Raw genomic sequence first — 22,701 nt, 5'->3', positions numbered from 1 at the left:
GCCCGCGGCGGTTCAGCGATAGGGATCGGCGGCGTCGCGCAGCCCGTCGCCCAGGAAATTGAAGGCGAGGATGACGGCGATTACCGGCACCACCGGCAGGATGAGCCAGGGATAAAGCACGACGATGTTGATGTTCTGCGCCTCGTTCAGCATCACGCCCCAGCTGGTGATGGGCGGGCGCAGGCCGAGGCCGAGGAAGCTCAGCGCCGTCTCGCCAAGGATCATGCTCGGAATGGCAATGGTGGCGGCGGCAATGAGATGGCTCATGAAGCCCGGAACCAGATGGCGGAACACGATGCGCGGCGTGCCCGCCCCCATCAGCTGGGCGGCAACGACATAGTCGTCCTCGCGCAGCGACAGCAGCTTGGACCGCACGGCACGGGCGAGCCCGGTCCAGTCCATCAGGCCGAGGATCATGGTGATGCCGAAATAGACCAGGATCGGGCTCCAGCTGGGCGGCATGATCGACGACAGCGCGAGCCAGAGCGGGATATGCGGCAGCGACTGCACCACCTCGATGACGCGCTGGGTGATCAGGTCGAATATGCCGCCGTAATAGCCGGCGAGGCCGCCGATGACGATGCCGAGCGTGAAGCTCACCAGAATGCCGATGAGGCCGATGGTGAGCGAAATCCGTGCCCCGTAGATGATGCGCGAGAGCATGTCGCGGCCCAGCCGGTCGGAACCGAGCAGGAACAGCGTTCCGCCCTCGCCCGGGCACATCAGGTGAAAGTTCGCTTCAAACAGGCCCCAGAATCTGTAGCCGTCGCCTTGGCAGAAAAATCGAATTGGATGAACCTGTTGGGTGTTTTCGCTGTAGTTCCGCTTCAGGTTGTTCATGTCGAGCGTGGCGGTCAGGCCATAGGTGAACGGCCCGATGAAGCGCCCCTCATGGAATAGATGAACGCTTTGCGGCGGTGTGCGGATGAAGTCGGTGTGGCGGGTCTGGTAATTGTAGGGCGCAAGGATTTCGCTGATCAGGATCGAGGCGTAGAGCAGCAGCAGGAAGATGCCCGAGGCCAACGCCATCCGGTGCTTGCGGAATTTCCACCACATCAGCGTGAGCTGCGAGGCGAGATAGACGCGCTCCTGCGCCTTGGTGAGCGTATCGGCCCGATGGGGATCGAACACCCCTTCGGCGACGTAATGGGCGAGCGGCGCGCCGGGCGGCGGCAGGGCGGAGACGTTCGCCGTCATTTCGATGCGCCTCCCTGCAGGCGGATGCGCGGGTCGAGGAAGCCGAGCGCGATGTCGGAGATCAGCACGCCGACCACAGTGAGGCACGACAGGAACAGCAGGAAGGAGCCGGCCAGATACATGTCCTGGCTCTGCAGCGCGCGCAGCAGCAGCGGGCCGGTCGTCTGGAGCGACAGCACCACGGCGGTCAGCTCCGAGCCAGAGACGATCGAGGGCAGCACATCGCCGATATGCGAGACGAAGAAGTTCAGCGACATGCGTAGCGGGTATTTCACCAGCGCCTTGCCGGGCGGCAGGCCCTTGGCCTTGGCGGTGACGTAATACTGCTTCTGCAATTCGTCGAGCAGGTTGGCGCGGATCGAGCGGACCATCGAGCCGGTGCCGCCGGCGCCGATGATCAGAACCGGAATCCACAAATGGGCGAGGATCGACTGCGCCTTCGCCCAGCTCATCGGCTGGTTGAAATAGACCGGGTCCATCAGGCCGCCGATCGACAGGCCAAACCACACATTGGCGAAATACATGAAGATCAGCGCCAGGAGGAAATGCGGCACGGCAATGCCGATCAGGCCCATGAAGGTGAGGCCGTAATCCGCCCAGCTATATTGATGGGTCGCCGAATAGATGCCGATCGGGAAGGCGACGATCCATGTCATCAGGATGGTGCAGAACGAGACCAGCACGGTAAGCGCCAGCCGCTCGCCGACCACGTCGCGCACCGGCATCTCATATTCGAACGAGTAGCCGAAATCACCCTGCACGAAGCCGGTGACCCATAGGAAATAGCGCTCGATCAATGGCTTATCGAAACCGTATTCCTTCTTGAGGAATTCCACCCGGCTCATGTCGGCATGCTCGCCCTGCGCCGCCAGCTCAGCGACATAGGTTTCGAAATAGTCGCTGGGCGGCAGCTGCATGACGGTGAAGATCAGCGCGCTGGTAATCAGCAGCGTCGGTATCATGATCAGGATTCGACGGACGACATAGCGCAGCATCGCTCATTCCTTCCCGTCGTCGAACCAGAACGTGTCGGGCATGTAGACGCCGAAATAGGCGCCCGGCTCGAAGCTGTAGATGCCGACTTCCGGCACGTTCTTCAATGTGTTGGAGACGACCACCGGCTGCGAGGCGCGGTTGACGATGCCGATGGTGAAGACCTCGTCGGCATTGATCTCCAGCATGCGCTTCCAGATCGCCTGCCGCTCCTCCTCCGTCACCGAATGGCGCCAGCGCTTCTGCAGGGCGACCAGCTCCAGCGCCGCCGGCATGTCGGGCTTCTCACCATCGCGGCCGCCGCTCTCGACATACTGGCCCCAGAGCGGCCACTGGAACTGCATGGAGTTCGACGGCGCGAGGCCGTCCGGCGACATGTCCGGGCTCGGAATGGCATTGTCGAGACCGGGCCACACCGTCATCATCGCGTGGCCGGAACTGACGCTGCGCCGCAGCAGGTCGGTCTGCGTCGCCCGCGTGAACAGCTTGATGCCGATCTTCGCCCAGTCATACGCAACCAGCTCGAGTATATCGGTCTCCTCGGTGCTGTTGCCCGAGGTCTCGATGGTGATCTCCGCGCGCCGGCCGTCGGGCAGCAGCCGGATGCCATCCTCGTCGCGCCTGGACAGCCCGGCGGCGTCGAGCAGCTTGTCGGCGAGCGCCGGGTCATACTGTGCCCAGGCCTGGTCATATTTGGAATCGTAGAGCGTGCTGCCGGGAAGCACGGTGTTGGCCCCCTCATGGCCCAGCCCGAAGAAGATCACCTGGTTGATGTCGCGCCGGTTGATGCCGATGGAGAGCGCCCGGCGGACATTGGTGTCGCGCAGCACCTCCCGCCAGCCGGGATCCTTGACATTGAGATTGGGGAAAATAGCGACATAGGCGCCCTCCCCGCGCTCCCACAGGCGGACGGTGTAATTGCCGCGCTGCTCCCCTTCCTTCAGGAACGTGTAATTGTCGAAGCGCAGGTAGCGGGCCTGCAAATCGGCGCCGCCGGCGCCCACCTTGGCCGGAATCAGCGAACTGGTGCCGATCGACAGGGTGATGCGATCGACATAGGGCAGCTGCCAGCCACGCTCGTCGACGCGGTGGAAGAACGGGTTGCGCTCGAACACGAAAAATTCCGCTGGCGGCTTTGTACGGGGAATCCAGGGGCCGAGCATGGGCAGTTCCGGGTTTTCCGGCCGATAGGAGCGCGCCATGCGGTCGTGCAGCGCACCCCAATCCTTCACGCGCTCCTGCTTGATCAGCGCGCCGAGCTTGTTGGGGTCGGCGTAGCGCTGGTGGAACTGGCGCAGATAATGCGCCGGCGTGAAGATCTCGAGCGGCTGGGCGCCGGCGAGCGCCGGCAGGAAGGCGGGGTTCGGCTGGCTCCAGCTGTAGCGCACGGTCGTCTCGTCGAGGACCTCGAACTTGGCCTTCTCGCCGTTGACGAAAAGCTGGAACGGCGGCCCGCCGGGGCTCAGCCGCTCGTCATTGGCCATGTCCTCCCACCAATAGCGGAAATCCTCGCTGGTGAAGGGCCAGCCGTCCGACCATTTGTGTCCCTTGCGCAGGTGCAGGGTGAAGATGCGCCCGTCCTCGACATCGGCCTTTTCCAGGATGTCGGGGACGATCTTGCCCGCCAGGTCGAAGACCACCAGGCGGGTATAGCCGTAGATGCTGATGGCCCGGACGTCGCGCTGGTCGCCCATCAGCATGCGGACGGTGCCGCCATAGCGGCCGGGCTGGCGGCCCATGGCCGTGAGGTCGATCACCCGCGGATGTTCCGGCAAGCGGTCGGGCAGCGCCGGCATCTGATCGATGTCGACATCGGTGCGCAGCATCGGCGGTTCGGGTGGATTCGTGGCAGGCGCCGCCATGGCGAAACCGGTGCCGACGAGGGCGACCATCAGAGCCAGAATTCCACCGCGCCCCATGACGACCCCTATGCGCTGCGAATATCGGCGACGGTGCAGCGCTCGGCGGCCAGCACGCTATGTCCGCCACCCAGATCGATCATGCACAGGGTTCCGCCCTCGCCGCCGCGGAATTCCGCCGGCCAGGTCGAGGGATCGGAGGCGGTGCCGCCGGACATGGCGAGATCGAAATCGAGCTTGCGGTCGAGATCGGGCAGCGGCACCGCCTTGAGCAGGCACCGCGTATAGGGATGGGCCGGGTTGCGGAACAAGGCGTGGCGCGGGCCGATCTCGACGACACGGCCGCGGGCCATGACGGCGATGCGCTCGGCCATGTAGTGCACCACCGCGAGATTGTGGGAGACGAACAGGTAGGTGAGCCCGAGCGAAGCCTGCAGATCCTTGAGGAGATTGAGGATCTGGGCCTGCACCGAGACGTCGAGCGCCGAGACGGGTTCGTCGCAGATGATGAGGTCGGGGTCGAGGGCCAGCGCCCGTGCAATGCCGATGCGCTGGCGCTGGCCGCCGGAGAAGCTGTGCGGATAGCGGCTGAGGAAGCGCGGATCGAGGCCGACGGCGTGCATCAGCTCCACCGCGCGTCGCTTGTGATAGGCCGCGTCGCCGCGCCCCTGGATGATCATCGGCTCGCGGATGATGTCCAGTACGGTCATGCGCGGCGACAGCGAGCTGACCGGGTCCTGGAAGATCATCTGCATATGCGGGCGGAAGCCCTTGAGCGCATGGGAATTGAGGCCGAGCACGTCGACCGGTCCGGCCTCCCCATGGAACACGACCTCGCCGGAATCCGCCTTGCGGGCGCGCATGATCATGTTGCCGACCGTGGTCTTGCCGGATCCGCTCTCGCCGACGAGGCCGAGGCATTCGCCGCGCCCGATGTCGAAGCTGACATCGTCGACCGCCACCACGCTGCCGCCGCTCTTCGACCCATAGGTCTTGCGCAGGTGGCGCACGCTCAGTAGCGGCGCGCTGTTGCCGTCGAAGCTGGGCTTGGTTCGGGACGGCGCGGCTGCGGCCACCTCCCGCAGCGCCACCAGGCGCTCGCCTTCCTTCATGTCGAAGTCCGGCGACGCCTTGAGCAGCGCCTTGAGATAGGGATGCGATGGACGGCGGAAGATGTCGTCGACGGTGCCGGCCTCCATCACCTCGCCGCGATAGACCACCACGACCTCGTCGGCGATGTTGGCGACCACGCCGAGATCGTGGGTGATCAGCAGGATCGCCATGCCGATGTCGCGCTGGAGCTCCTTCATCAGCTTCAGCACCTGCGCCTGGATGGTGACGTCCAGCGCGGTGGTCGGCTCGTCGGCGATTAGCAGCGCCGGATGGCAGATGAGCGCCATGGCGAGCATGGCGCGCTGGCGCAGCCCGCCCGACAGTTCGAACGGGTAGCGCTCGTAGGAGCGTGGCGGATCGCGGAAGCCGACAAGGCCGAGCATCTTCTCGGTGACCGCCCGCGCCTCCTTGCGAGGATGCGGGCGGTGCAGCTGCAGCGCCTCCTCGATCTGGCTGCCGATGGTATGCACCGGCGACAGCGAGGACATCGGCTCCTGGAAGATCATGCCGATGCGCCCGCCGCGAAGCTTGCGCATCTTGGTGCCGTCCGATGGCAGGGCGGCGATATCGACCACCTTGCCGTTCTTCAGCGGGTCGCTGAACAGGATGCGTCCGCCGCTGATCACGCCGTTGCGGGGCAGCAGCCCCATCGCCGCCTGCGAGATGACGGTCTTGCCGGAGCCGGATTCACCCACGAGCGCCACGGTCCGCCCGGCGGGAACGCGCAGCGAAACGCCCTTCACGACCTCGTTGAGGTGTCCGTGCATCTCGAAGGAAATGCGCAGATCCTCGATGCGCAGGACCTCTTCGGATGTCGCGGGCGCCAAGCTTCTATACTCCTGCCTTGTTCAGGACCCGCAGCATAGCAGGGCGCGCCATGATCTTGTCCAGCGCCGATCGATCGGAGATCGCATAGCACCGCACGGTGGTGTTGTGGGCATCGATCACCGCATCGCGAATGCCGAGATTGGCGAAGTCGTAGCCCGACGCGTCGGCGGTGGCGGCCGAGATCACATAATCGGCAAGGAATTCTTTCGACGCGGCTTCCAGCCCGACCGCGAGCGCGACGGTGGAGCCGATCGCGCGCATCACCGAATTCTGCAGGCCATCGCCGATGCGGGCGAGAATGACGGGGCCGGTGTGGACGCCGATGCCGGCGCGGATCGGGATCGGCAGCGCCCCGCGCATCTCCACGTTCAGCAGGTCGAGCACCCGGCTCATGTCGCGGACGGCGCTCAGCGCGGCACGCGCGCCGGCACCCACATTCTCATCGGTGTCGAACACCGCGAGCAGGCCGTCCCCATACATCTGGTCGACATGGCCCCCGTGGCTCTCGACCGCCTGGGTCATTTCGGTGGCGAAGCGATTGATCAGCACCGCGATCTCATAGGGCAGCCGGTTCTGGGTCAGGGTGTTGAAGGCCCGCAGGTCGAGGCAGAGCACGGTGGCGTTTCGTTCCAGCGCCCATTCATTGGCTTCGGTGTCGACATCGGCGGTGGGGCGGCCGAGCACCGGCATGAGGACCCGCACGCCGATATCGTGATTGGGCCGCAGCTGGCAGCCGAGCCGCACATTCTCGGTGGCACCGACATGGGCCAGCAACATGCGCTCGGGGCCGGAGGCCTCCGGCAGGCCCTTGGCGCCGGCGAGAATATGCACCCGGCAGGTCGAGCATCGCCCGCGCCCGCGGCAGGTGGACGGGTGCGGAATGCCGTGCATGCGGCTCGCTTCCAGCACCGAGACCCCGCGCGGCACCTGGACGGGGCCGTAGCCGCGATAGGTGATCGTGACCGTCGCCCGCGACCGCCGGCGCACATAGGCGAAGCCGAGGAGGCCGGCGAGACCGATGCCGAAGGCCCCGAGGCCGCTGTCGAGCATCATCCGCGCCTGGTCGAGACCGGCGCGCTGGTCGTCCGTCCTCGCACTCGCGGCGAACCTCGCCACCGCCTCGCGGCCCGAGGCGACGAAGCCGGCGAGCGCCATGACCGGGATGAGGATCGCCAGCACCAGCCCCGTCACGCGCCAGCGGGGATACCAGCGCTGGTAGCGCAGCGAATGATGGATGCCGATCACGCCATGCGACCAGGTCACAAGCAGCAGCAGGGTCTGCGAGAAAGCCAGCGCCGGCCACATGCCCGCGAGTACCGAATGATAGCTCTCGTCGACGCCGAACCAGGAGCCGCCGACCCGTGTCTCCAGCACATGGCCGGCCGCCAGCATCGGAATAGCGAGGCCGGAGGCGATCTGCCAGGCCTCGTCGCGCGGCATCCGCCATGTGTGGCGACGCAGGATGCGTTGGCTGGCGAGGATCAGATGGAGGAGGAAGGCGGCATAGAGCAGGATGCTGCCGGGCAGCGACTTCCACAGCAGCCAGCGCCACTCCTGCGCCTGTTCCATTGCGGCGATGCCGAAAATGCCGACCGCGTGATTGAGGAGATGGGTAAACACGAAAGCGAAAAGGATGATGCCCGCCCACAGGCGCGTCATGCACGCCCATGGATGATCGCGAAAATCGCTGCTCGGAACGCCCGGGTCGCGTGCGGCGGACGGAGCGGGAACGGAGGACATGAAATGCTCAATGCGTGTGCTGCGGCTGGGCGATGTTGCGCCCGGCATCCACGGCCGGCGCTCCCTGCGGGAGCTGCTGCACGAGCTGGGCGCAGATATTGTTGAGATCCATGATCTGCCGCCCGAGCTCGCGCATGACCGCGAAATTGAACGGCTGGGACTCCTTCAGCAGTTGCAGGAACGCGTCCCGGTCGACGCGGAGCGCCACCACGGTGCTCTCGGCGGTGATGGTCACCATCCGGACCTGGTCGCACAGCACCCCCGCTTCGCCGAGAATGGCACCGCGCACGTGCTGGGCGAAGTTGATCACGCCCGCCGGCGTGCGCAGCGACACACCGAACTGGCCCTCCAGCACGATATAGACTGCATCCGACGGCCCGCCCTGGTCGTAGATCACCTCGCCGGGCTGGAAGGTGATCCGGTCGCTGACCATGGCGAGCAGCTTCAGCTTCGACGTCTCGACATGGTGGAACATGCGGAACTTCTGAAGCGATCTGACTTCGTCCTCGATAGTCATTTCCCAACCTCCTGAGGAACACGATCCCCGTCGCCCGCGTTTTCGCCCGATGGCGGTTCGGGAGCCTCTGCCTCGGCAGGCGCTTTCGCGCTTCCGTTGCGATCCAGCCCGACGAACTTAGCACCCTCAAACTTCAACACCATGTCGAAAGAGGAAACATCGTCGTCGCCCGACTGGGTGACGAGCAGTGTCCTGCGTTCCATGGCGGCCATGATGTTCTGAAGGATCATATGGCCTTCGGACGGCGAGAAGCTAGACAATGCATCGTCGAGGACGAGGATATCGGGCCGGCGCAGCATGGCGCGGGCCAGTTGCACGGTAACGCGCTGCTGCGGCGAGATCAGGCGTCCGCCGGGGCCTACCTCCTGGTCCAGTCCCTTCGACACCACGAAACTCTCCAGTTCGTGCTCGTTCAGCACCTCGGCGACCGCGGCGAGCAGCTTGTCGCGCATATGCGCCTTGCCGTAGCGAATGCGGCCGAACAGGAGGTTGTCGCGGATCGAGGCGGCCGGCATCAGCCGCGCATCGTCGTAGAACTCGACATCCCTGGCATCGGAGGCCGGCAGGAACTGCCGGAAGCTCACCCGCGCCCGCAGCACGCGCGCCACCAGCCGGTCGTCGATCAGATTGAGCCGATGGCGCGGCTCGACATACATCAGCGCGTAGCCCATCAGCTTGTTGCGGATCTCGGCGCTGAGATGGCGGCGCTGGCCGCGCTGCCAGGCCGAGCGGACCTCCGGCCAGACCATTTCGATCTCGGCGTCGTCGATGAAGGAATAGCGCTCGCGCAGCGGATTGTCGGGTGCGAGGCCCTGGAAGACGTCTGCCACCGTCTCCACCATCTTCATGCCGATCGCCGTCAGCGGCGCGGTCAGGGCCTCCGCGGCGATGATCGAGCGCATGAACGGATCGGACGCCATGTTCTCCGGCGCGAAGCGATTGCCGACCGCCACACCGTAGAGCAGGTTCTCGCCGATGCTGGCGCTGGTGTTGAAGGTGTCGGGCTCGAAGGCTTCGACATACTGGATGAGGCCGCGGTCGCGGAAACGCGTCAACATCGCCGGTCGCGCGGACAGCAGGCGCTCGGCGATATCGGGCGGCACGTTGTCGCCGAGGCGGCTCGACATGCCGACGCGGAAGATGTCTTCGTAGCCGCGAACGATGCGCAAGGCATTGTTGATCGCCGCGTCGACGTCCTCCGGGCTCGATGCGCCGATGGCGGCATAGTCGATCCAGTCGGCATCCGGCGAGATGATGGGATTGTCGGTCTGGCGTGCCTCCTCCAGCCAATAGCGCTGTTTGGCCGTCCGTTCCGCCCGCTCGTCGAAGCTCGGGGTGGCGCGACGCAGCGCGAGGGTGAGATTGTCCCGGATCGAGCCCGACATGATGAAGGGCTCGCTCGAGACATAGAGCAGCATGCTGCTGGCTTCCCGGTCCGACATGGCGGCGATCTCGTGACCGCCGATGGCCACGCTGCCCTGGTAGTCGGTGATCTGCCGGCCGACCACCTTGGGCAGGATGTCCCGCCCTCCCCCGGCCGGCCCCATGAAGGCGATACGGCCCGGACGATCGATGGCGACCGACATGCGGTCGAGCTGAACCATGCCGCGGCCGTTGACGACCCGCAGGCCGACCGTCGTGATCGGCGCATCGGCATCGATCGTCGGCGCCGCCCCATCCTGTTCCTTGGGCAGCAGGATGTCCTTGGAGAACTGGCTGACCACCTGCTCGTACTTGACGGTGACGTCGGCCCGCTGCTGGTCCCAGTCGATCAGCTCCTTGATCGGTCCGGGCAAATCGCGATAGGCGGCGATGACCGCCACCAGCTGGCCGATGTCGAGCTTCCCCTGCAGGGCGAGATAGCCGCCCAGCGTGTAGAAGACGAAGGGAGTCAGCTGCGCCAGCAGGTTGTTCAGGTATTTCACCGCGAATTTGCGGCGATAGAGCCGCAGGCGGATGTCGAAAAGCGTGCCGAGCCGATGGCCGATCTCCGCCGAGCTGTGGCCGGTCACGCCGAAATTGTGCAATGCCGGAGCCGCTTCGATCATCTCGCCGATGCGTCCCGCCAGGATGCGCGATTCGATCTGCCGCTCGCGCCCGAGGCGGATCTGTTCGCGGCGCAGATGCGGAATGACGATGCCTTGCACCAGGATGAGGCCGATGGCCAGCGCGCCCAGCCACAAATTCTGGGCGAGAATGAACGCCATCGCGGTCAGCGCCTGCGTCCCCAGGAAGGCCGGCGTGATGAAGGCTTCGCCGAAGAAGCCGCCGATCGGCTCGACTTCGTCCTTGATCATGCTGGTGACTTCCGCCGACTTGGTCGTGCGGATGTCCTCCGGCCGGAAGCGCATCACCAGCCCGAACAGGTCGAAGCGCAGACGGCGCAGCATGCGCTCGCCCAGCACGCCCTTGCGGATATTGATGACGTATTTGAACCAGCCATTGATCAGCGTCAGCGCCAGGAAGACGAGGCTGAGCGCGAACAGGTAAGGCAATTGGGCGAGCATCATCCCGTCGGTCAGCACATAGCTGCCGCCGCCCAGGAAGTCCGGAATGGAAAGGGTAAAGGCGAACAGCCGGGCATGGGTGACGCCATGCTCGAAGACGCTGCCCTGGATGCCTTCATTGACGATGCGCTTGGGCACGTCGAGCGACCACCAGTAGAACGGCAGCGACGCCACGACATAGAACAGCACGATGATCTGCTCGCGCCGGCTGTACATCCAGACGTAACGGAAAAAATTGACCGACAATGCGCTTGGCGCCTTCTCTCGCTGAAGGATAATCTGATCGCCCTAGATAGTGAGCGGGCGTTCGTCTCGCCGACGGCTTCACCACTTTATGATCTTAGCATGACAATCGAGTCCCGGTGAGATGCGCCCCGCCCCGACCGTCGCCCTGCTGCTCGCTCTGCTGACGCCCCCGGCTCTGGCCGATCCGGGCGGCACCCCGCTCTTCGATGGGTTCGAAGCGGAGGATTTCGCCCCCGGTGGCGGGCTCTACTACAAGCACAACCACGAGCAGAGTGCCGGCACGGTTCTGTTCCAGTCGAAGGTGGTGCGCGGCGGCAGGCAGTCGCTCGACCTGTCGGTGCGCCCTCTGTGCAAACCGGACAACGAGCTGTGCAGCGAGCGGGCCGAGATCTGGGAGAAGCCGGAAGTGCTGGCGATCTACGGCCGACCCATATGGTACGGGCTGTCGATGATGCTCGCCCCGCCGGTGTCGACCGAGCGCCATCGCTACGTGATGATGCAGTGGAAGCGCGAGATCGATCCCGGCGCGATGGGCGACTACAGCCCCCTGCTCGCCTTGCGCCTGATGGAGGGGCGGATCGCGGTCACCGTCGATACCGATACCGGCGCGTTCGCGGACATCGGCACGCCGGAGCGTCCCACCGGCTGCAAACCCGGGGAGGCCGCCGCCACGCCGCCGGATGAGTTCAACCAGTTCCGCTCCATCGTCGCCATCGAACCGGGTGCGCCGAGCGCCGAAGCGTCGGGTTACACCGGCTGCACGCCCGATCTGCGCGTGACGCCACGTGGCGGCACGCTGCCGGTGGCGGATTCCGGGTGGATCGATTTCGTCTTTCTAGTGAAGCCCGGCCCCAGGGGCGACGGGCGGATCGACGTCGTCGCCAATGGCCAATGGATCGTCACCGTCGAAGGCAAGATCGGACATGAGGGGCCGCAACTCGGCGACCACCAATATTTCAAGTTCGGGCCCTATCGCGGCGGCGACGTCAACACATGGCGCATCTATTACGACGACTTCCGCCGCGGGCCTTCCTGCACCGATGTCGCTCCCGCGGAGGTCTGCGCCAAGATCCGCTGAGCGGGCGTCCGGCGCTCAGGCCTTCACCATCCTCGCCGGCGACAGGCCCAGACGGGCGAAGACGTTGCGTGTGTCGACAACCAGCTTCGCATGCTCGGCGACCAGCCCGTAGTCGACGCCGTCATGGTCGGTGGCGACCAGTACCGCCTCGAAGCTTTCGAGCGCTCCGGCATCGAGCGCGATCGACGCCTTGCCGCTCAGTCGGGGATGCCGGCGCGTCGGCGGCAGCGCGGCGACATGCGGGTCGTGGAACTCGCACAGGCCGCCGCGCTCGTCGATCAGTTCCATCAGCTTCAGCGCCGGGCTCTCGCGCACGTCGTCGACGTTCTTCTTGTAGGCGGTGCCGAGTACCAGGATGCGCGCGCCCGCGAGCCCGCGGCCGAAGAAGCGGTCCAGCGCCTCGGCGAGCTGGTCGACAACAAGGTAGGGCATGCGGGTATTGATCTGGCCGGCGAGCTCGATGAAGCGCGTCTCGATGTCGAATTCGCGCGCCTTCCACGTCAGATAGAACGGGTCGATGGGAATGCAGTGCCCGCCGAGGCCGGGGCCGGGATAGAAGGGCATGAAGCCGAACGGCTTGCTGCTCGCCGCCTCGATGACCTCCCAGATGTCGATGCCCATGGCGGCGTAGACGGTCTTCAACTCGTTGACGAGCGCGATGTTCACCGAGCGGAAGATGTTCTCGGTAAGCTTCACCGCCTCGGCGGCCTGGGTCGAGGAGACCGGCACCACCGAGCTGATGAGCTGGCTGTAGAGGCTCTGCGCCAGTGCGCCTGCGGCTTCGCCGTCGCCGCCGACGACCTTGGGGATGGTGGCGGTGCTGTAGCTCGGATTGCCCGGATCCTCGCGTTCCGGGGAGAAGGCGAGGAAGAAGTCGCGGCCGGAGACGAGGCCGGTCGCCTCCAGGATCGGCTTCACCAGTTCCACCGTGGTGCCGGGCCAGGTGGTCGATTCCAGCACCACGAGCTGGCCCGGCCGCAGCGTCGCCGCGATGGTGCGGGTGGTGTCGGCAACGAAGGACAGGTCCGGTTCGCGCTGGCGGGTCAGCGGCGTCGGCACGCAGATGATGATGGCGTCGCAGGCGCCGAGGCTGGAGAAGTCATCAGTGGCCCGGAAGCGCCCATCCGCCAGCGCGGCTTCCATCCGCGCGGCGGGAATGTAGCGGATCACCTGTTCGCCGGCATTGATGGCCTCGACGCGGCGCGGATTGATGTCGAAGCCGGCGACGGCGAAGCCGGCCTCGGCGGCGACCAGGGCCAGAGGCAGCCCGACATAGCCGAGGCCGACAATGCCGATGGTGGCGCGCCGGGCACGGAACAGCGCGTCGAGGTCGGCGGGAGGGGGCGTGGTCATGGGCAAGCGTCTCGGTTGAAAGGTCTCGGCGCGGTTTTCAGGCCGCTCCCCGCCGTCCGGTGCGGCGGGCGCCGAACCGGCGCTCGATGTTTTCCGCTCGGTCCGGTGCCACCCGCACCACCAGATGCAGAGTGCCACCCTCGCCGGTGCGCCGATCCAGCACTTCGCTGTGGCGGTACAGCCAGGAGAGCCCCTCGCCATCGGTGGGATCGAGATCGAGCGCCAGGGTGACGCGGTCGCGCGACAGGCGGCGGGAGACGGCGAGGCGCAGTTCGTCCAGCCCCTCCCCGGTCAGGGCGGAGACGGGGATCGGGTGCGCGTCGCCGGTCAGCCGCCCGGCGGAATTGAAGATGCGGGTGCGGCCGTCCTCGTCGAGGCGGTCGATCTTGTTCCACACCTCGATCAGCCGGTGGTCGTCGTCCGGGTCGACGCCGAGACCGCGCAGCACGTCGGCGACGTCGGCGGCCTGGGCCTGCGTGTCCTCGTGTGAGACGTCGCGGACATGCAGGATGATGTCGGCCTCGATCACCTCTTCCAGCGTCGCGCGGAAGGCGGCAACGAGCTGGGTTGGCAGGTCGGAGATGAAGCCCACCGTGTCGGACAGGATGATCTGGTCGCCGGTGTCGAGCTTGACCGAGCGCAGCGTCGGATCGAGCGTGGCGAACAGCAGGTCTTGCGCCATGACGCTGGCGGAGGTGAGCCGGTTGAACAGCGTCGACTTGCCGGCATTGGTGTAGCCCACCAGCGCGACGACCGGATACGGTACCTTCTTGCGGCTGGCGCGGTGCAGCGCGCGGGTGCGCTTCACCTGCTCGAGCTCGCGCTCGATCTTGTAGATGCGTTCACCGATGATGCGGCGGTCCGCCTCGATCTGGGTTTCGCCCGGGCCGCCGAGGAAGCCGAAGCCGCCGCGCTGGCGCTCCAGATGGGTCCAGGACCGCACCAGCCGGCTCTTCTGGTAGTTCAGATGGGCGAGCTCGACCTGCAGCACGCCTTCCTTGGTGCGGGCGCGCTGGCCGAAGATTTCCAGGATGAGAGCCGTTCGGTCGATGACCTTGGCGGACCATGCCTTTTCAAGATTGCGCTGCTGCACGGGACTGAGCGGCGCGTCGACGAAGACCAGCCCGGCATCGTGCGCCTTCACGTCCTCGGCGATCTCCTCGACCTTGCCGGTGCCGAGATAGGTCGCCGGCCGCACGGCGGACAGGCCGACGACATGGCTGGAGACCACGTCGAGATCGATGGCGAGGGCAAGGCCGACCGCTTCATCGAGCCGAGCCTCGGGAGAGCGGCGGCGCTCTGCGTCCTCGCTCGCCCGGCGCGTGACATGCGGCACCAGCACCACGACGCGCATGGTGTCGCCGGTCGGCTCGTCGGTCGATAGCGGGCCCGAACTGGAACCGGCGGGCGAGCGCCGGGAATCCTTGGTTTCCAAACTCAACCCTTCTCGCCGGTCTCGTCAGGCTCGAAGAGTTGGACGGGATGACCGGGCATGATGGTGGAGATCGCATGCTTGTAGACAAGCTGCGAGTGCCCGTCCCGCCGCAGCAGGACGCAGAAATTGTCGAACCAGGTGACAACACCCTGCAGCTTCACGCCATTGACGAGAAAGATCGTGAGCGGCGTCTTGTTCTTGCGGACGTGGTTGAGGAAAGTGTCCTGAAGATTTTGCGTACGTTCCGCGGCCATGTTTTTTGATCCGTTGTTTGTGTGGTGCGCCCGCGCGGCTGCCGTTGAATCGCTGCTCCCGTCCGGGGAGCGGCGAAGGCGGCATGCTTTATCAGCATCGCACACCAAGCCTATCGCGCAAGATGCATTCGTCTGTGAAGAGGTTTTGCGCTATTTGCGGGCAAATTCCGCAAGTTCATAGAAGGAATCGCGCAGCGAGCGGGCTACCGGCCCCGGTTGGCCGTCGCCGATTGCCGTCCCGTCGATGCTGACAATCGGCATGACGACGTTGCTGGCCGAGGAAATGAAGGCCTCGCGGGCGGCAAAAGCTTCCTCCAGGGTGAAACCGCGCTCCTCGACGGTGAGCCCGAGCCGATTCGCCACTTCCAGCAGCACGGTGCGGGTGATGCCGCGCAGGATGCCATGCTCCGCCGGGCGGGTGACGATGGCGCCTGCCGCCGTGACGATCCAGGCGTTGGTGGAGCCGCCCTCGGTGATCACGCCGTCGCGCACGAACCAGGCCTCGCGCGCGCCCGCTTCCCGGGCGGCCTGCTTGGCCAGCACGTTCGGCAAGAGGCCGATGGTCTTGATGTCCACCCGCTCCCAGCGATTGTCCGGCACGGTGATGACCGCGCCGCCACCGGCGGCCTGGGCGGCGGTCTTCGCGGGATCCGACGAACGGGCGGTGACGACAACCGACGGCGGCGTGTCCGGCGCCGGGAAATAATGATCGCGGCGGGCGACCCCGCGCGTCACCTGCAGATAGACGATGCCGTCGCGCACGCGATTGCGCCGGATGGTCTCGCGCAGCACGACGCCCAGCGACGCCGGCGTCATCGGCATGGCGATGCGCAGTTCACGCAGCGAGCGCTGCAAGCGCTCGATATGGCGGCGCTCGTCGACCATGCGTCCGCCGCGGATTTCGCAGACCTCGTAAACGCCGTCGGCGAACTGATAGCCGCGATCCTCGACATGCACGGCGGCATCGGCATGGGGGACATAAAGGCCGTTCACATAAGCCACGCGTGACATGCTATCCTCAAGAGGTCTCGAATTACCGCCGCCAGAAGGCGAAGTGAACCAGACCCAGCACGACGAGGATTTCGAGCCGCCCGAGAATCATGGCTGCGGCCAGTATAAGCTGGGCGTAGGCCGGCAGGCTGGTCCATTCCGGCCAGGCCACACTGTCCGACCAGCCGGCGTAATAGACGGGTCCGACATTGCTCGTCGCCGCCACGATGGCGACCAGCGCCGCCTCGAAGCTCGGCATGGCGGGGGCGAGGGCTGCCGTCAGCGCCGCGATCATGGTGCAGGCGCTGCCGAAGCACAGCCAGATCGCCTTCATCATCTGCATCGAGATGCTTTGCTGGCCGAGGCGCCGGGCATGGACGGCATTGGGATGCACCAGCCGCCTCAGTTCCAGCGAGCCTTGCAGCGCCATTGCGCCGGCGCGGTAGATCTTGATGCCGCCGGCCGAGGAGAAGCTCGCCCCGCCGATGAAGATGACCACCAGCACCAGACTGAGCGGCAGGGCCGAAATCGCCCCGGCATGCGGCTCGATGCCGGTGGTCGTCACCAGGGCCACGCCGGTGAAAAGCCCATCCTCCAGCGCCAGCGGCAATGACTGCCGGCCGATCGGCGTCGCGTACCAGACGGCGGCGGCCAGGATGCCGATGGCAAGACTGGCGAGCAGGACGCCGACATTTTCCTGCTGGCCGAGGGCCAGGCGGAAGCGGCGGGCGAGGATCAGCCGATGCCACAGGACGCTGGTGCCACCCACCAGCATGAACAGGATCATGACCAGCTTGACGCCGAAATGCGGGTAGGCGGTGATGCCGTCGGCATCGGGCAGAAGGCTGCCGGTCGACAGCGCGGCGCCGGCAAGGCCGATGGCGTCGAAGACCTGTACCCCGACCGCGTAGAGCAGGATGGTGCAAAGCACCGTCGCCCCGAGATAGACCGGCAGCACCTGTCGCAGCGCATCGGAGATCGACGTCGCCTCGCTCTGCCGCAGCAGATGGCTGCGGGCGGCATGGTCGGGCAGCCCTCCGACCCCGGCCGGACCCAGCACGGCGACGAAGCCGACGAGCGTCAGCAGTCCGCCGGCCCATTGCAGCGTCAGCAGCCAGCCCAGCGTCACGCGCGGCAGGGGCTCGATTTCATGGATCAGTCCGCCACCGGTGGTGGTGAAGGCGGACACCGCCTCGAACCACGCCTGGACGAAGGTGAGCGGCGTGGTCGCGGCGATCGGAAAGGCCGCAATGACCGGCAAGGCCAGCCACAGCACCAGCAGCAGGGCGAAGGAGGACAGCCGGTCCAGCCGCGCCTTGATGTTGCGCAGCCCGAGATAGACGGAGCCGGCACCGAAGATGGTGAGCAGCGCCGTCGCCAGAAACGCCGCCGCACCGCCGTCGCCCCTGACCAGCGCGCCAGCGGCAGCTACCAGCAGGAAGGCCGCCAGTGCGCAGGCGGCGGTCGCTCCATAGCGGGCGAGCGCGATCATCGACGGGCGCCTCTCAAAAGAATTCCAGGCTGACCCGGAACAATTGTTCGACGCGTTTGACCCGGTCGGCGAGCGCAAACAGGATGACCCGGTCGCGGGCATGGATCACCGTATCGCCGCGCGGCAGCATCACATGCCCGCCGCGAACGATGGCGCCGATGCGCATGCCGTCGAAAAGGTCGAGATCGCGCAAGGGTTTGCCGACCAGAGGCGAGGTTTCCAGCGCTTCCGCCTCGATCACCTCGCCGGCGCCGTCGAGCAGCGAATGCACGCCGAGGATACGGCCCTTGCGCACATATTGCAGGATCTTGGAGACGGTGATCTGCCGCGGATTGACATAGGCGTCGATGCCGAGGCCGCGCGCGAAGGCCGGATAGTTCGGGTCGTTGAGCAGCGAAAGCATGCGCTTGGCGCCGAGCTCGCGCGACAGCAGGCAGGCCAGGATATTAACGCGGTCGTCATTGGTGACCGCGATCATGGTGTCGGCGTCGCCGACCGAGGCTTCATCGAGGATCAGCCGGTCGAGCGCGCTGCCGCGCAGCACCACCGTCTTGGACAGCACCTGCGCGATGGCTTCGGCGCGCTCGGCATTGTCCTCGATGATCTTCACCCGCGCCTTGGGATTGCGCCGTTCCAGCTCGCGGGCGACGTAAAGGCCGATATTGCCGCCGCCGCCGATCACCACGCGCTGCGCGGGCGGCTCGTCATGGCCGAAGATCGACAGGGTGCGCGTCACCTGATCGGCGCCGGCAACGAAATAGACGAGGTCGCCGGCGATCAGCGCGTCGGCACTGCGCGGCACGAAAACCCGGCCCTTGCGATTGACCGCCACCACCACGGCGCGCAGGTCCGGGAACAGGTCGGTGAGCTGGCGCAGCGGCGTGTCGAGCACCGGGCAGTCGTCGGCGCAGCGCACGCCGACCACCACCGCCGCGCCGTCGGCGAAGCTCACCGTATCGACGGCGCCCGGCAGCGACAGGCGGCGCAGCACCATCTCGCCGACCTCGATCTCCGGCGAGATGACGACGTCGATGGGCAGATGGTCGCGCGAGAACAGGTCGCGCCAATGCCCGTGCAGGTAGCTCTGGGCGCGCACGCGGGCGATCTTGGTCGGCACGTCGAACAGCGCATGGCCGACCTGGCAGGCGATCATGTTCACTTCGTCATGCAGGGTGACGGCGATGAGCATGTCCGCCGCTTCGAGCCCCGCCCGCTCCAGCACGTCGGGATGCGAGCCGTGACCGACGAAGCCGCGCACGTCGAGCGAATCGGTCACCGCCTGGATGAGGCGCGGCGACGTGTCGATGATCGACACGTCGTTCTGTTCCGCCGCCAAACGCTCGGCGATGCCGAAACCCACCTGGCCCGCCCCGCAGATGACGACCTTCATCGCTACCCCCAAACTCTCACGCGGGAGACTATATCATTCCACCGGGCACGCCACGGCCGGATTGCGACCGCCTCAGCCGATCCCCAGCGCCTTGAGCTTGCGATGCAGGGCCGAGCGCTCCATGCCGACGAACTCGGCGGTGCGCGAGATGTTGCCGCCGAATCGGCTGATCTGCGCCACCAGATATTCGCGCTCGAACACCTCGCGCGCATCGCGCAGCGGCAGGCCCATCAGGTGCTCGCCCCCCGTGCCGTTCGGCAGGTTCGGCACCAGCGACCCGACATCCGGCGGCAGCATGTCGGCGGTCACCGGCGCGTCCGGCTCGCCGGTCGCGAGAATCAGTAGCCGCTCGATATTGTTGCGCAACTGGCGGACATTTCCCGGCCAGTCGTGCGACTGCAGCACGGCGAGCGCGTCGGCGGCGATGCGTCGGCGCGGCAGGCCGGTACCCTGCGAGATCTGCTCCAGGAAGAACTCGACCAGTTCCGGCACGTCGTCGCGACGCTCCGCAAGCGGCGGCACCCGGATCGGCACCACGCCGAGGCGGTGATAGAGATCCTCGCGGAAGCGGCCTTCGGCGATCTCCTTCTCCAGATTGCGGGCGGTCGAGGAGATGATTCGCACATCCACCGAGACGCGGGTGGTGCCGCCGACGCGCATGAAGTTCTGGTCGACCAGCACCCGCAGGATGCGGTTCTGGGTCTCGCGCGGCATGTCGGCGATCTCGTCGATGAACAGCGTGCCTCCATGCGCCTCTTCGAGCGCGCCGACCTGCCGACCCTGCCCGCCCGTCGCCTCCACCCCGAACAGCTCCACCTCCATCCGCTCGGGCGTGATGGCGGCGGCGTTGATCACCACGAACGGCCCGTTGGCGCGCGTCGAGGCGGTATGCAGCATGCGGGCGGTCAGCTCCTTGCCGGCGCCGGAGGGGCCGACGATCATGATGCGGCTGTTGGTCGGCGCCACCCGCTCGATGGTCTGGCGCAGCTGGTTCATCACCGAGGAGCGGCCGATGAGCTGCTGGGCCACCGGGGCGCGCTGCTTGAGGTCGCGCACCTCGCGCTTCAGCCGTACCGTCTCCAGCGCCCGGTCGGCGACCAGGATCAGCCGATCCGAATTGAACGGCTTCTCGATGAAGTCGTAGGCGCCCTGCTTGATGGCCGCCACCGCGGTCTCAATGGTGCCATGGCCGGAAATCATGACCACCGGCACGTCCGGGTGCTGGCGCTTAATGACTTCGAGCAGTTGCAGCCCGTCGAGCTTGCTGCGCTCGATCCAGATGTCGAGGAAGATGAGTTGCGGGCGGCGCGCCTCGATGGCGGCCAGCGCCTCGTCGCTGTCCTTGGCCGTGCGGGCGCCGTAGCCTTCGTCCTCCAGAATGCCCGCGACCAGCCCGCGAATATCGGCCTCGTCGTCGACAATCAGAATGTCGGTCGCCATGGTCGGTACTCCTTTATCCGGCCTGCTGCGCAGGCGCGGCTTTGTCACTGGTTACGATATGAGGGATGGCGGCGCCCCCGCGCAGGAATCGCAGGCGGATCCAGGCGCCGCGGCCTTCCGGCGCGTCGTCGAGCTCGATGCCGCCGCCGTGTTCTTCCATGATCTTGCCGACGATGGCGAGGCCGAGGCCGGTGCCCTTCTCGCGGGTCGTCACATAGGGCTCCAGCAGGCGGGCGCGGTTCTCCGTCGGCAAGCCCTTGCCATTGTCGATCACGTCGATGGTGACGGTGCGCTCGTCGCTGGCCAGGTCGACCTTGATGCGCGGCGGCTCGACGCGCTCCTCCGGCGGAACCGCGGCAAGCGCTTCCGTGGCGTTCTTCACGATATTGGTGAGCGCCTGGGAGATCAGCCGACGGTCGAAGCGGGCCAGAACCGGCCCGTCCGGTGCGTCGAAGCGGATGTCGATCTCCGGGTTGCCGACCCGCATCAGGAACACCACCTGCCGTACCGTCTCGGCGATATCCTGCTCCTCGACCACCGGCTTGGGCATGCGGGCGAAGGAGGAGAACTCGTCCACCATGCGGCCGATGTCGCCGACCTGGCGGATGATGGTGTCGGTGCACTGGTCGAACACTTCCCGATCCTCGCCGATCACCTTGCCGTAACGCCGGCGCAGGCGCTCGGCGGAAAGCTGGATCGGGGTGAGCGGGTTCTTGATCTCATGGGCGATGCGCCGGGCGATGTCGGCCCATGCGGAGGAGCGCTGGGCGACGACGAGCTCGGTGATGTCGTCAAGCGTCACCACCCAGCCGTGATCGGCCTCGCGCGACTGCTCGGTGGTGAAGCGCACGGCGATCACCCGGTCGCGGCCGTCGCGCGACAAGGTGGTGTTGCCCTGGACGGAGCGCGGGCCCGCCCCCATCGCCTCGGCCAGCATCGGCGCGATTTCCGGCACGATGTCGCCGAGGGGCTTTCCGAGCGCGTCGTCCTCGCTCAGGCCGAGCATCTTCTCGGCCGGGCGGTTGATGATGGTGATGCGGCCGGAGGAATCGACGCCGATGACGCCGGCGCCGACGCCGGAAAGCACCGCCTCGGTGAAGCGACGGCGGGTGTCGATCTGGTCGCGGGCCTGGACGAGGTCGTCGCGCTGGGTGCGCAGTTCCTGCGTCATCTTGTTGAAGGTCTCGGCGAGGCTCGACAGGTCGCCTTCCGCCCGGCGGACCGGCACCTCGACATAGAGATTGCCGGCGGCCACGAGGTCGGCGGCGCCGATCAGCCGCCGGATGGGCGCGACGAGGCGATTGGCGAAATGGATGCCGAGCCACACCGCGCAGAGCAGAACGGTGAGCGAGATCACCGCGTAAAGCAGTGCGAAGGCGACCTGGACGCCGATGCGCTGCTGCTCGAGATTGCGGTAATCGGCGACCGCTGCCTGCGTCTCCTTCAGATAGTTGATCACCCGCGGATCGACCGGCCGCGCGACGTACAGGAATAAATCCCCGAAATCTTTCAAGGGGATGACCGCACCGACGAAATCGGCGTCGGTCGGCAGGTAGATCAGCGGCTGCTCTTCCGTGGCGTCCTTCACCGCGAGGTTCGAGGGCACCACGAACTCACGCCCGGTGCGGACGGTGCTGCGGTCGACGACCGAGAGGTCGCGCTGGATCACCATGGCGACCGGCAGTCCGCGCACCACCGCCTGCGCCGTCATCGCCTGGCGGAAGCGGCTGCGGTCCTGGTCCCAGATCGGGCGGATACGCTGGAGGTCGCGCGCCATGCCCATGACGTCGCCGCGGATCGAATAGGCATGCTCGCGCACATAGGTCTGCGCCACCGACACCGCATTGTCGACGATGGCGCGGGTGCGCACCGAGAACCAGCGATCGAGCCCACGATCTAGCGTGATGCTCGCCAGAACCGCTACCAGTAGTGCCGGAACCACGGCGACGATGCCGAACAGGCCGACGATCCGCACATGCAGGCGGGCGGCGGCGCGGCCGCGCCGGCGGGCCTTGACGATGCGCCAGACCTCGCGGCCGATGATGCCGAGCAATATCAGCGACATCAGGCCGTTGATGCACAGAACGACGACGACGATACCCTGCGACGGCACCAGCGGCGTGATGCCGATCAGGATGATGAAGCTGACCAGTGCGGTGACCAGTGAGGCCAGAACCGCGAGCGGTGCGAGACCCCAGAGCGAGAAACGGAAGCCCATGCCCCCGAGATCGGGGACATCACGGCCGCCGGTTTCGCGCGTCATTTCCGT

General features: G+C 66.4%; 16 protein-coding genes. 1 reads left to right on the top strand and 15 read right to left on the bottom strand.

All coding sequences use genetic code 11. The features are described from left to right. Positions 1-12: 12 nt before the first annotated feature. From AC1RU4_RS06765 to AC1RU4_RS06735, 7 genes are all read right to left on the bottom strand, one after another. Positions 13-1,197, bottom strand: coding sequence for an ABC transporter permease (locus AC1RU4_RS06765; RefSeq protein WP_492890283.1), 1,185 nt, complete (start codon positions 1,195-1,197; stop codon positions 13-15). After that, on the bottom strand, positions 1,194-2,192 hold the full coding sequence (locus tag AC1RU4_RS06760) for an ABC transporter permease (protein ID WP_492890282.1): 999 nt from the start codon (positions 2,190-2,192) through the stop codon (positions 1,194-1,196). The genes AC1RU4_RS06765 and AC1RU4_RS06760 overlap by 4 nt, the downstream gene beginning before the upstream one ends. A gap of 3 nt (positions 2,193-2,195) precedes the next feature. Further along, positions 2,196-4,082 (bottom strand): ABC transporter substrate-binding protein, encoded by a 1,887-nt coding sequence (locus AC1RU4_RS06755; RefSeq protein ID WP_492890281.1) that lies wholly within the window; start codon positions 4,080-4,082, stop codon positions 2,196-2,198. A 35-nt stretch (positions 4,083-4,117) separates the two neighbouring features. Next, the gene (locus AC1RU4_RS06750; protein ID WP_492890487.1) at positions 4,118-5,929 is read right to left on the bottom strand and encodes an ABC transporter ATP-binding protein; all 1,812 of its coding nucleotides are present in this window, start codon (positions 5,927-5,929) and stop codon (positions 4,118-4,120) included. A 64-nt stretch (positions 5,930-5,993) separates the two neighbouring features. Then, positions 5,994-7,649 (bottom strand): 2Fe-2S iron-sulfur cluster-binding protein, encoded by a 1,656-nt coding sequence (locus AC1RU4_RS06745; RefSeq protein ID WP_492890280.1) that lies wholly within the window; start codon positions 7,647-7,649, stop codon positions 5,994-5,996. 88 nt (positions 7,650-7,737) lie between these two features. Then, on the bottom strand, positions 7,738-8,247 hold the full coding sequence (locus AC1RU4_RS06740; protein ID WP_492890279.1) for a cyclic nucleotide-binding domain-containing protein: 510 nt from the start codon (positions 8,245-8,247) through the stop codon (positions 7,738-7,740). Further along, a complete protein-coding gene (locus AC1RU4_RS06735) occupies positions 8,244-11,000 on the bottom strand; it encodes an ABC transporter transmembrane domain-containing protein (RefSeq protein WP_492890278.1) in 2,757 nt (918 codons plus the stop codon). The genes AC1RU4_RS06740 and AC1RU4_RS06735 overlap by 4 nt, the downstream gene beginning before the upstream one ends. A 121-nt stretch (positions 11,001-11,121) precedes the next feature. On the opposite strand from AC1RU4_RS06735, the gene AC1RU4_RS06730 reads away from it, so the two are divergent. Further along, positions 11,122-12,078 (top strand): polysaccharide lyase family 20 protein, encoded by a 957-nt coding sequence (locus AC1RU4_RS06730; protein ID WP_492890277.1) that lies wholly within the window; start codon positions 11,122-11,124, stop codon positions 12,076-12,078. A 15-nt stretch (positions 12,079-12,093) separates the two neighbouring features. Here the strand turns inward: AC1RU4_RS06730 and AC1RU4_RS06725 are convergent, their stop codons facing one another. The 8 genes from AC1RU4_RS06725 to AC1RU4_RS06690 form a co-directional block, all read right to left on the bottom strand. Next, positions 12,094-13,431, bottom strand: a complete 1,338-nt coding sequence (locus AC1RU4_RS06725) for a nucleotide sugar dehydrogenase (protein ID WP_492890276.1) — start codon at positions 13,429-13,431, stop codon at positions 12,094-12,096. Positions 13,432-13,468: 37 nt separating this feature from the next. After that, a complete protein-coding gene (gene hflX / locus AC1RU4_RS06720; protein WP_492890275.1) occupies positions 13,469-14,872 on the bottom strand; it encodes a GTPase HflX in 1,404 nt (467 codons plus the stop codon). Further along, complete coding sequence (hfq, locus tag AC1RU4_RS06715; RefSeq protein WP_213351732.1) at positions 14,869-15,120, bottom strand: RNA chaperone Hfq; 252 nt, start codon at positions 15,118-15,120, stop codon at positions 14,869-14,871. The genes hflX and hfq overlap by 4 nt, the downstream gene beginning before the upstream one ends. A gap of 150 nt (positions 15,121-15,270) precedes the next feature. Further along, complete coding sequence (locus AC1RU4_RS06710; RefSeq protein WP_492890274.1) at positions 15,271-16,131, bottom strand: D-amino-acid transaminase; 861 nt, start codon at positions 16,129-16,131, stop codon at positions 15,271-15,273. 22 nt (positions 16,132-16,153) lie between these two features. Beyond that, the gene (locus tag AC1RU4_RS06705) at positions 16,154-17,602 is read right to left on the bottom strand and encodes a TrkH family potassium uptake protein (protein WP_492890273.1); all 1,449 of its coding nucleotides are present in this window, start codon (positions 17,600-17,602) and stop codon (positions 16,154-16,156) included. Between the two features lie 13 nt (positions 17,603-17,615). After that, a complete protein-coding gene (gene trkA, locus AC1RU4_RS06700) occupies positions 17,616-18,992 on the bottom strand; it encodes a Trk system potassium transporter TrkA (RefSeq protein WP_492890272.1) in 1,377 nt (458 codons plus the stop codon). Between the two features lie 72 nt (positions 18,993-19,064). Beyond that, positions 19,065-20,432: a nitrogen assimilation response regulator NtrX gene (gene ntrX, locus AC1RU4_RS06695; RefSeq protein ID WP_492890271.1), complete on the bottom strand. Its 1,368-nt coding sequence runs from the start codon at positions 20,430-20,432 to the stop codon at positions 19,065-19,067. A gap of 13 nt (positions 20,433-20,445) precedes the next feature. Further along, the gene (locus AC1RU4_RS06690) at positions 20,446-22,695 is read right to left on the bottom strand and encodes a sensor histidine kinase NtrY-like (protein ID WP_492890270.1); all 2,250 of its coding nucleotides are present in this window, start codon (positions 22,693-22,695) and stop codon (positions 20,446-20,448) included. Positions 22,696-22,701: the final 6 nt, after the last annotated feature.

Source organism: Ancylobacter sp. GW821-FHT10E12 (assembly GCF_058809335.1).
Note: the sequence above shows the minus strand (reverse complement) of the source record. Positions and strands in the feature narration are given on the sequence as shown.

Coding starts and splice junctions, on each gene's coding strand:
- AC1RU4_RS06710 (WP_492890274.1), bottom strand. CDS start 16,131: ATGTCACGCGTGGCTTATGTGAACGGCCTTTATGTCCCCCATGCCGAT.
- AC1RU4_RS06745 (WP_492890280.1), bottom strand. CDS start 7,649: ATGACGCGCCTGTGGGCGGGCATCATCCTTTTCGCTTTCGTGTTTACC.
- AC1RU4_RS06690 (WP_492890270.1), bottom strand. CDS start 22,695: ATGACGCGCGAAACCGGCGGCCGTGATGTCCCCGATCTCGGGGGCATG.
- AC1RU4_RS06725 (WP_492890276.1), bottom strand. CDS start 13,431: ATGACCACGCCCCCTCCCGCCGACCTCGACGCGCTGTTCCGTGCCCGG.
- trkA (WP_492890272.1), bottom strand. CDS start 18,992: ATGAAGGTCGTCATCTGCGGGGCGGGCCAGGTGGGTTTCGGCATCGCC.
- ntrX (WP_492890271.1), bottom strand. CDS start 20,432: ATGGCGACCGACATTCTGATTGTCGACGACGAGGCCGATATTCGCGGG.
- AC1RU4_RS06765 (WP_492890283.1), bottom strand. CDS start 1,197: ATGACGGCGAACGTCTCCGCCCTGCCGCCGCCCGGCGCGCCGCTCGCC.
- AC1RU4_RS06730 (WP_492890277.1), top strand. CDS start 11,122: ATGCGCCCCGCCCCGACCGTCGCCCTGCTGCTCGCTCTGCTGACGCCC.
- AC1RU4_RS06755 (WP_492890281.1), bottom strand. CDS start 4,082: ATGGTCGCCCTCGTCGGCACCGGTTTCGCCATGGCGGCGCCTGCCACG.
- AC1RU4_RS06750 (WP_492890487.1), bottom strand. CDS start 5,929: ATGCACGGACACCTCAACGAGGTCGTGAAGGGCGTTTCGCTGCGCGTT.
- AC1RU4_RS06740 (WP_492890279.1), bottom strand. CDS start 8,247: ATGACTATCGAGGACGAAGTCAGATCGCTTCAGAAGTTCCGCATGTTC.
- AC1RU4_RS06760 (WP_492890282.1), bottom strand. CDS start 2,192: ATGCTGCGCTATGTCGTCCGTCGAATCCTGATCATGATACCGACGCTG.
- hfq (WP_213351732.1), bottom strand. CDS start 15,120: ATGGCCGCGGAACGTACGCAAAATCTTCAGGACACTTTCCTCAACCAC.
- AC1RU4_RS06705 (WP_492890273.1), bottom strand. CDS start 17,602: ATGATCGCGCTCGCCCGCTATGGAGCGACCGCCGCCTGCGCACTGGCG.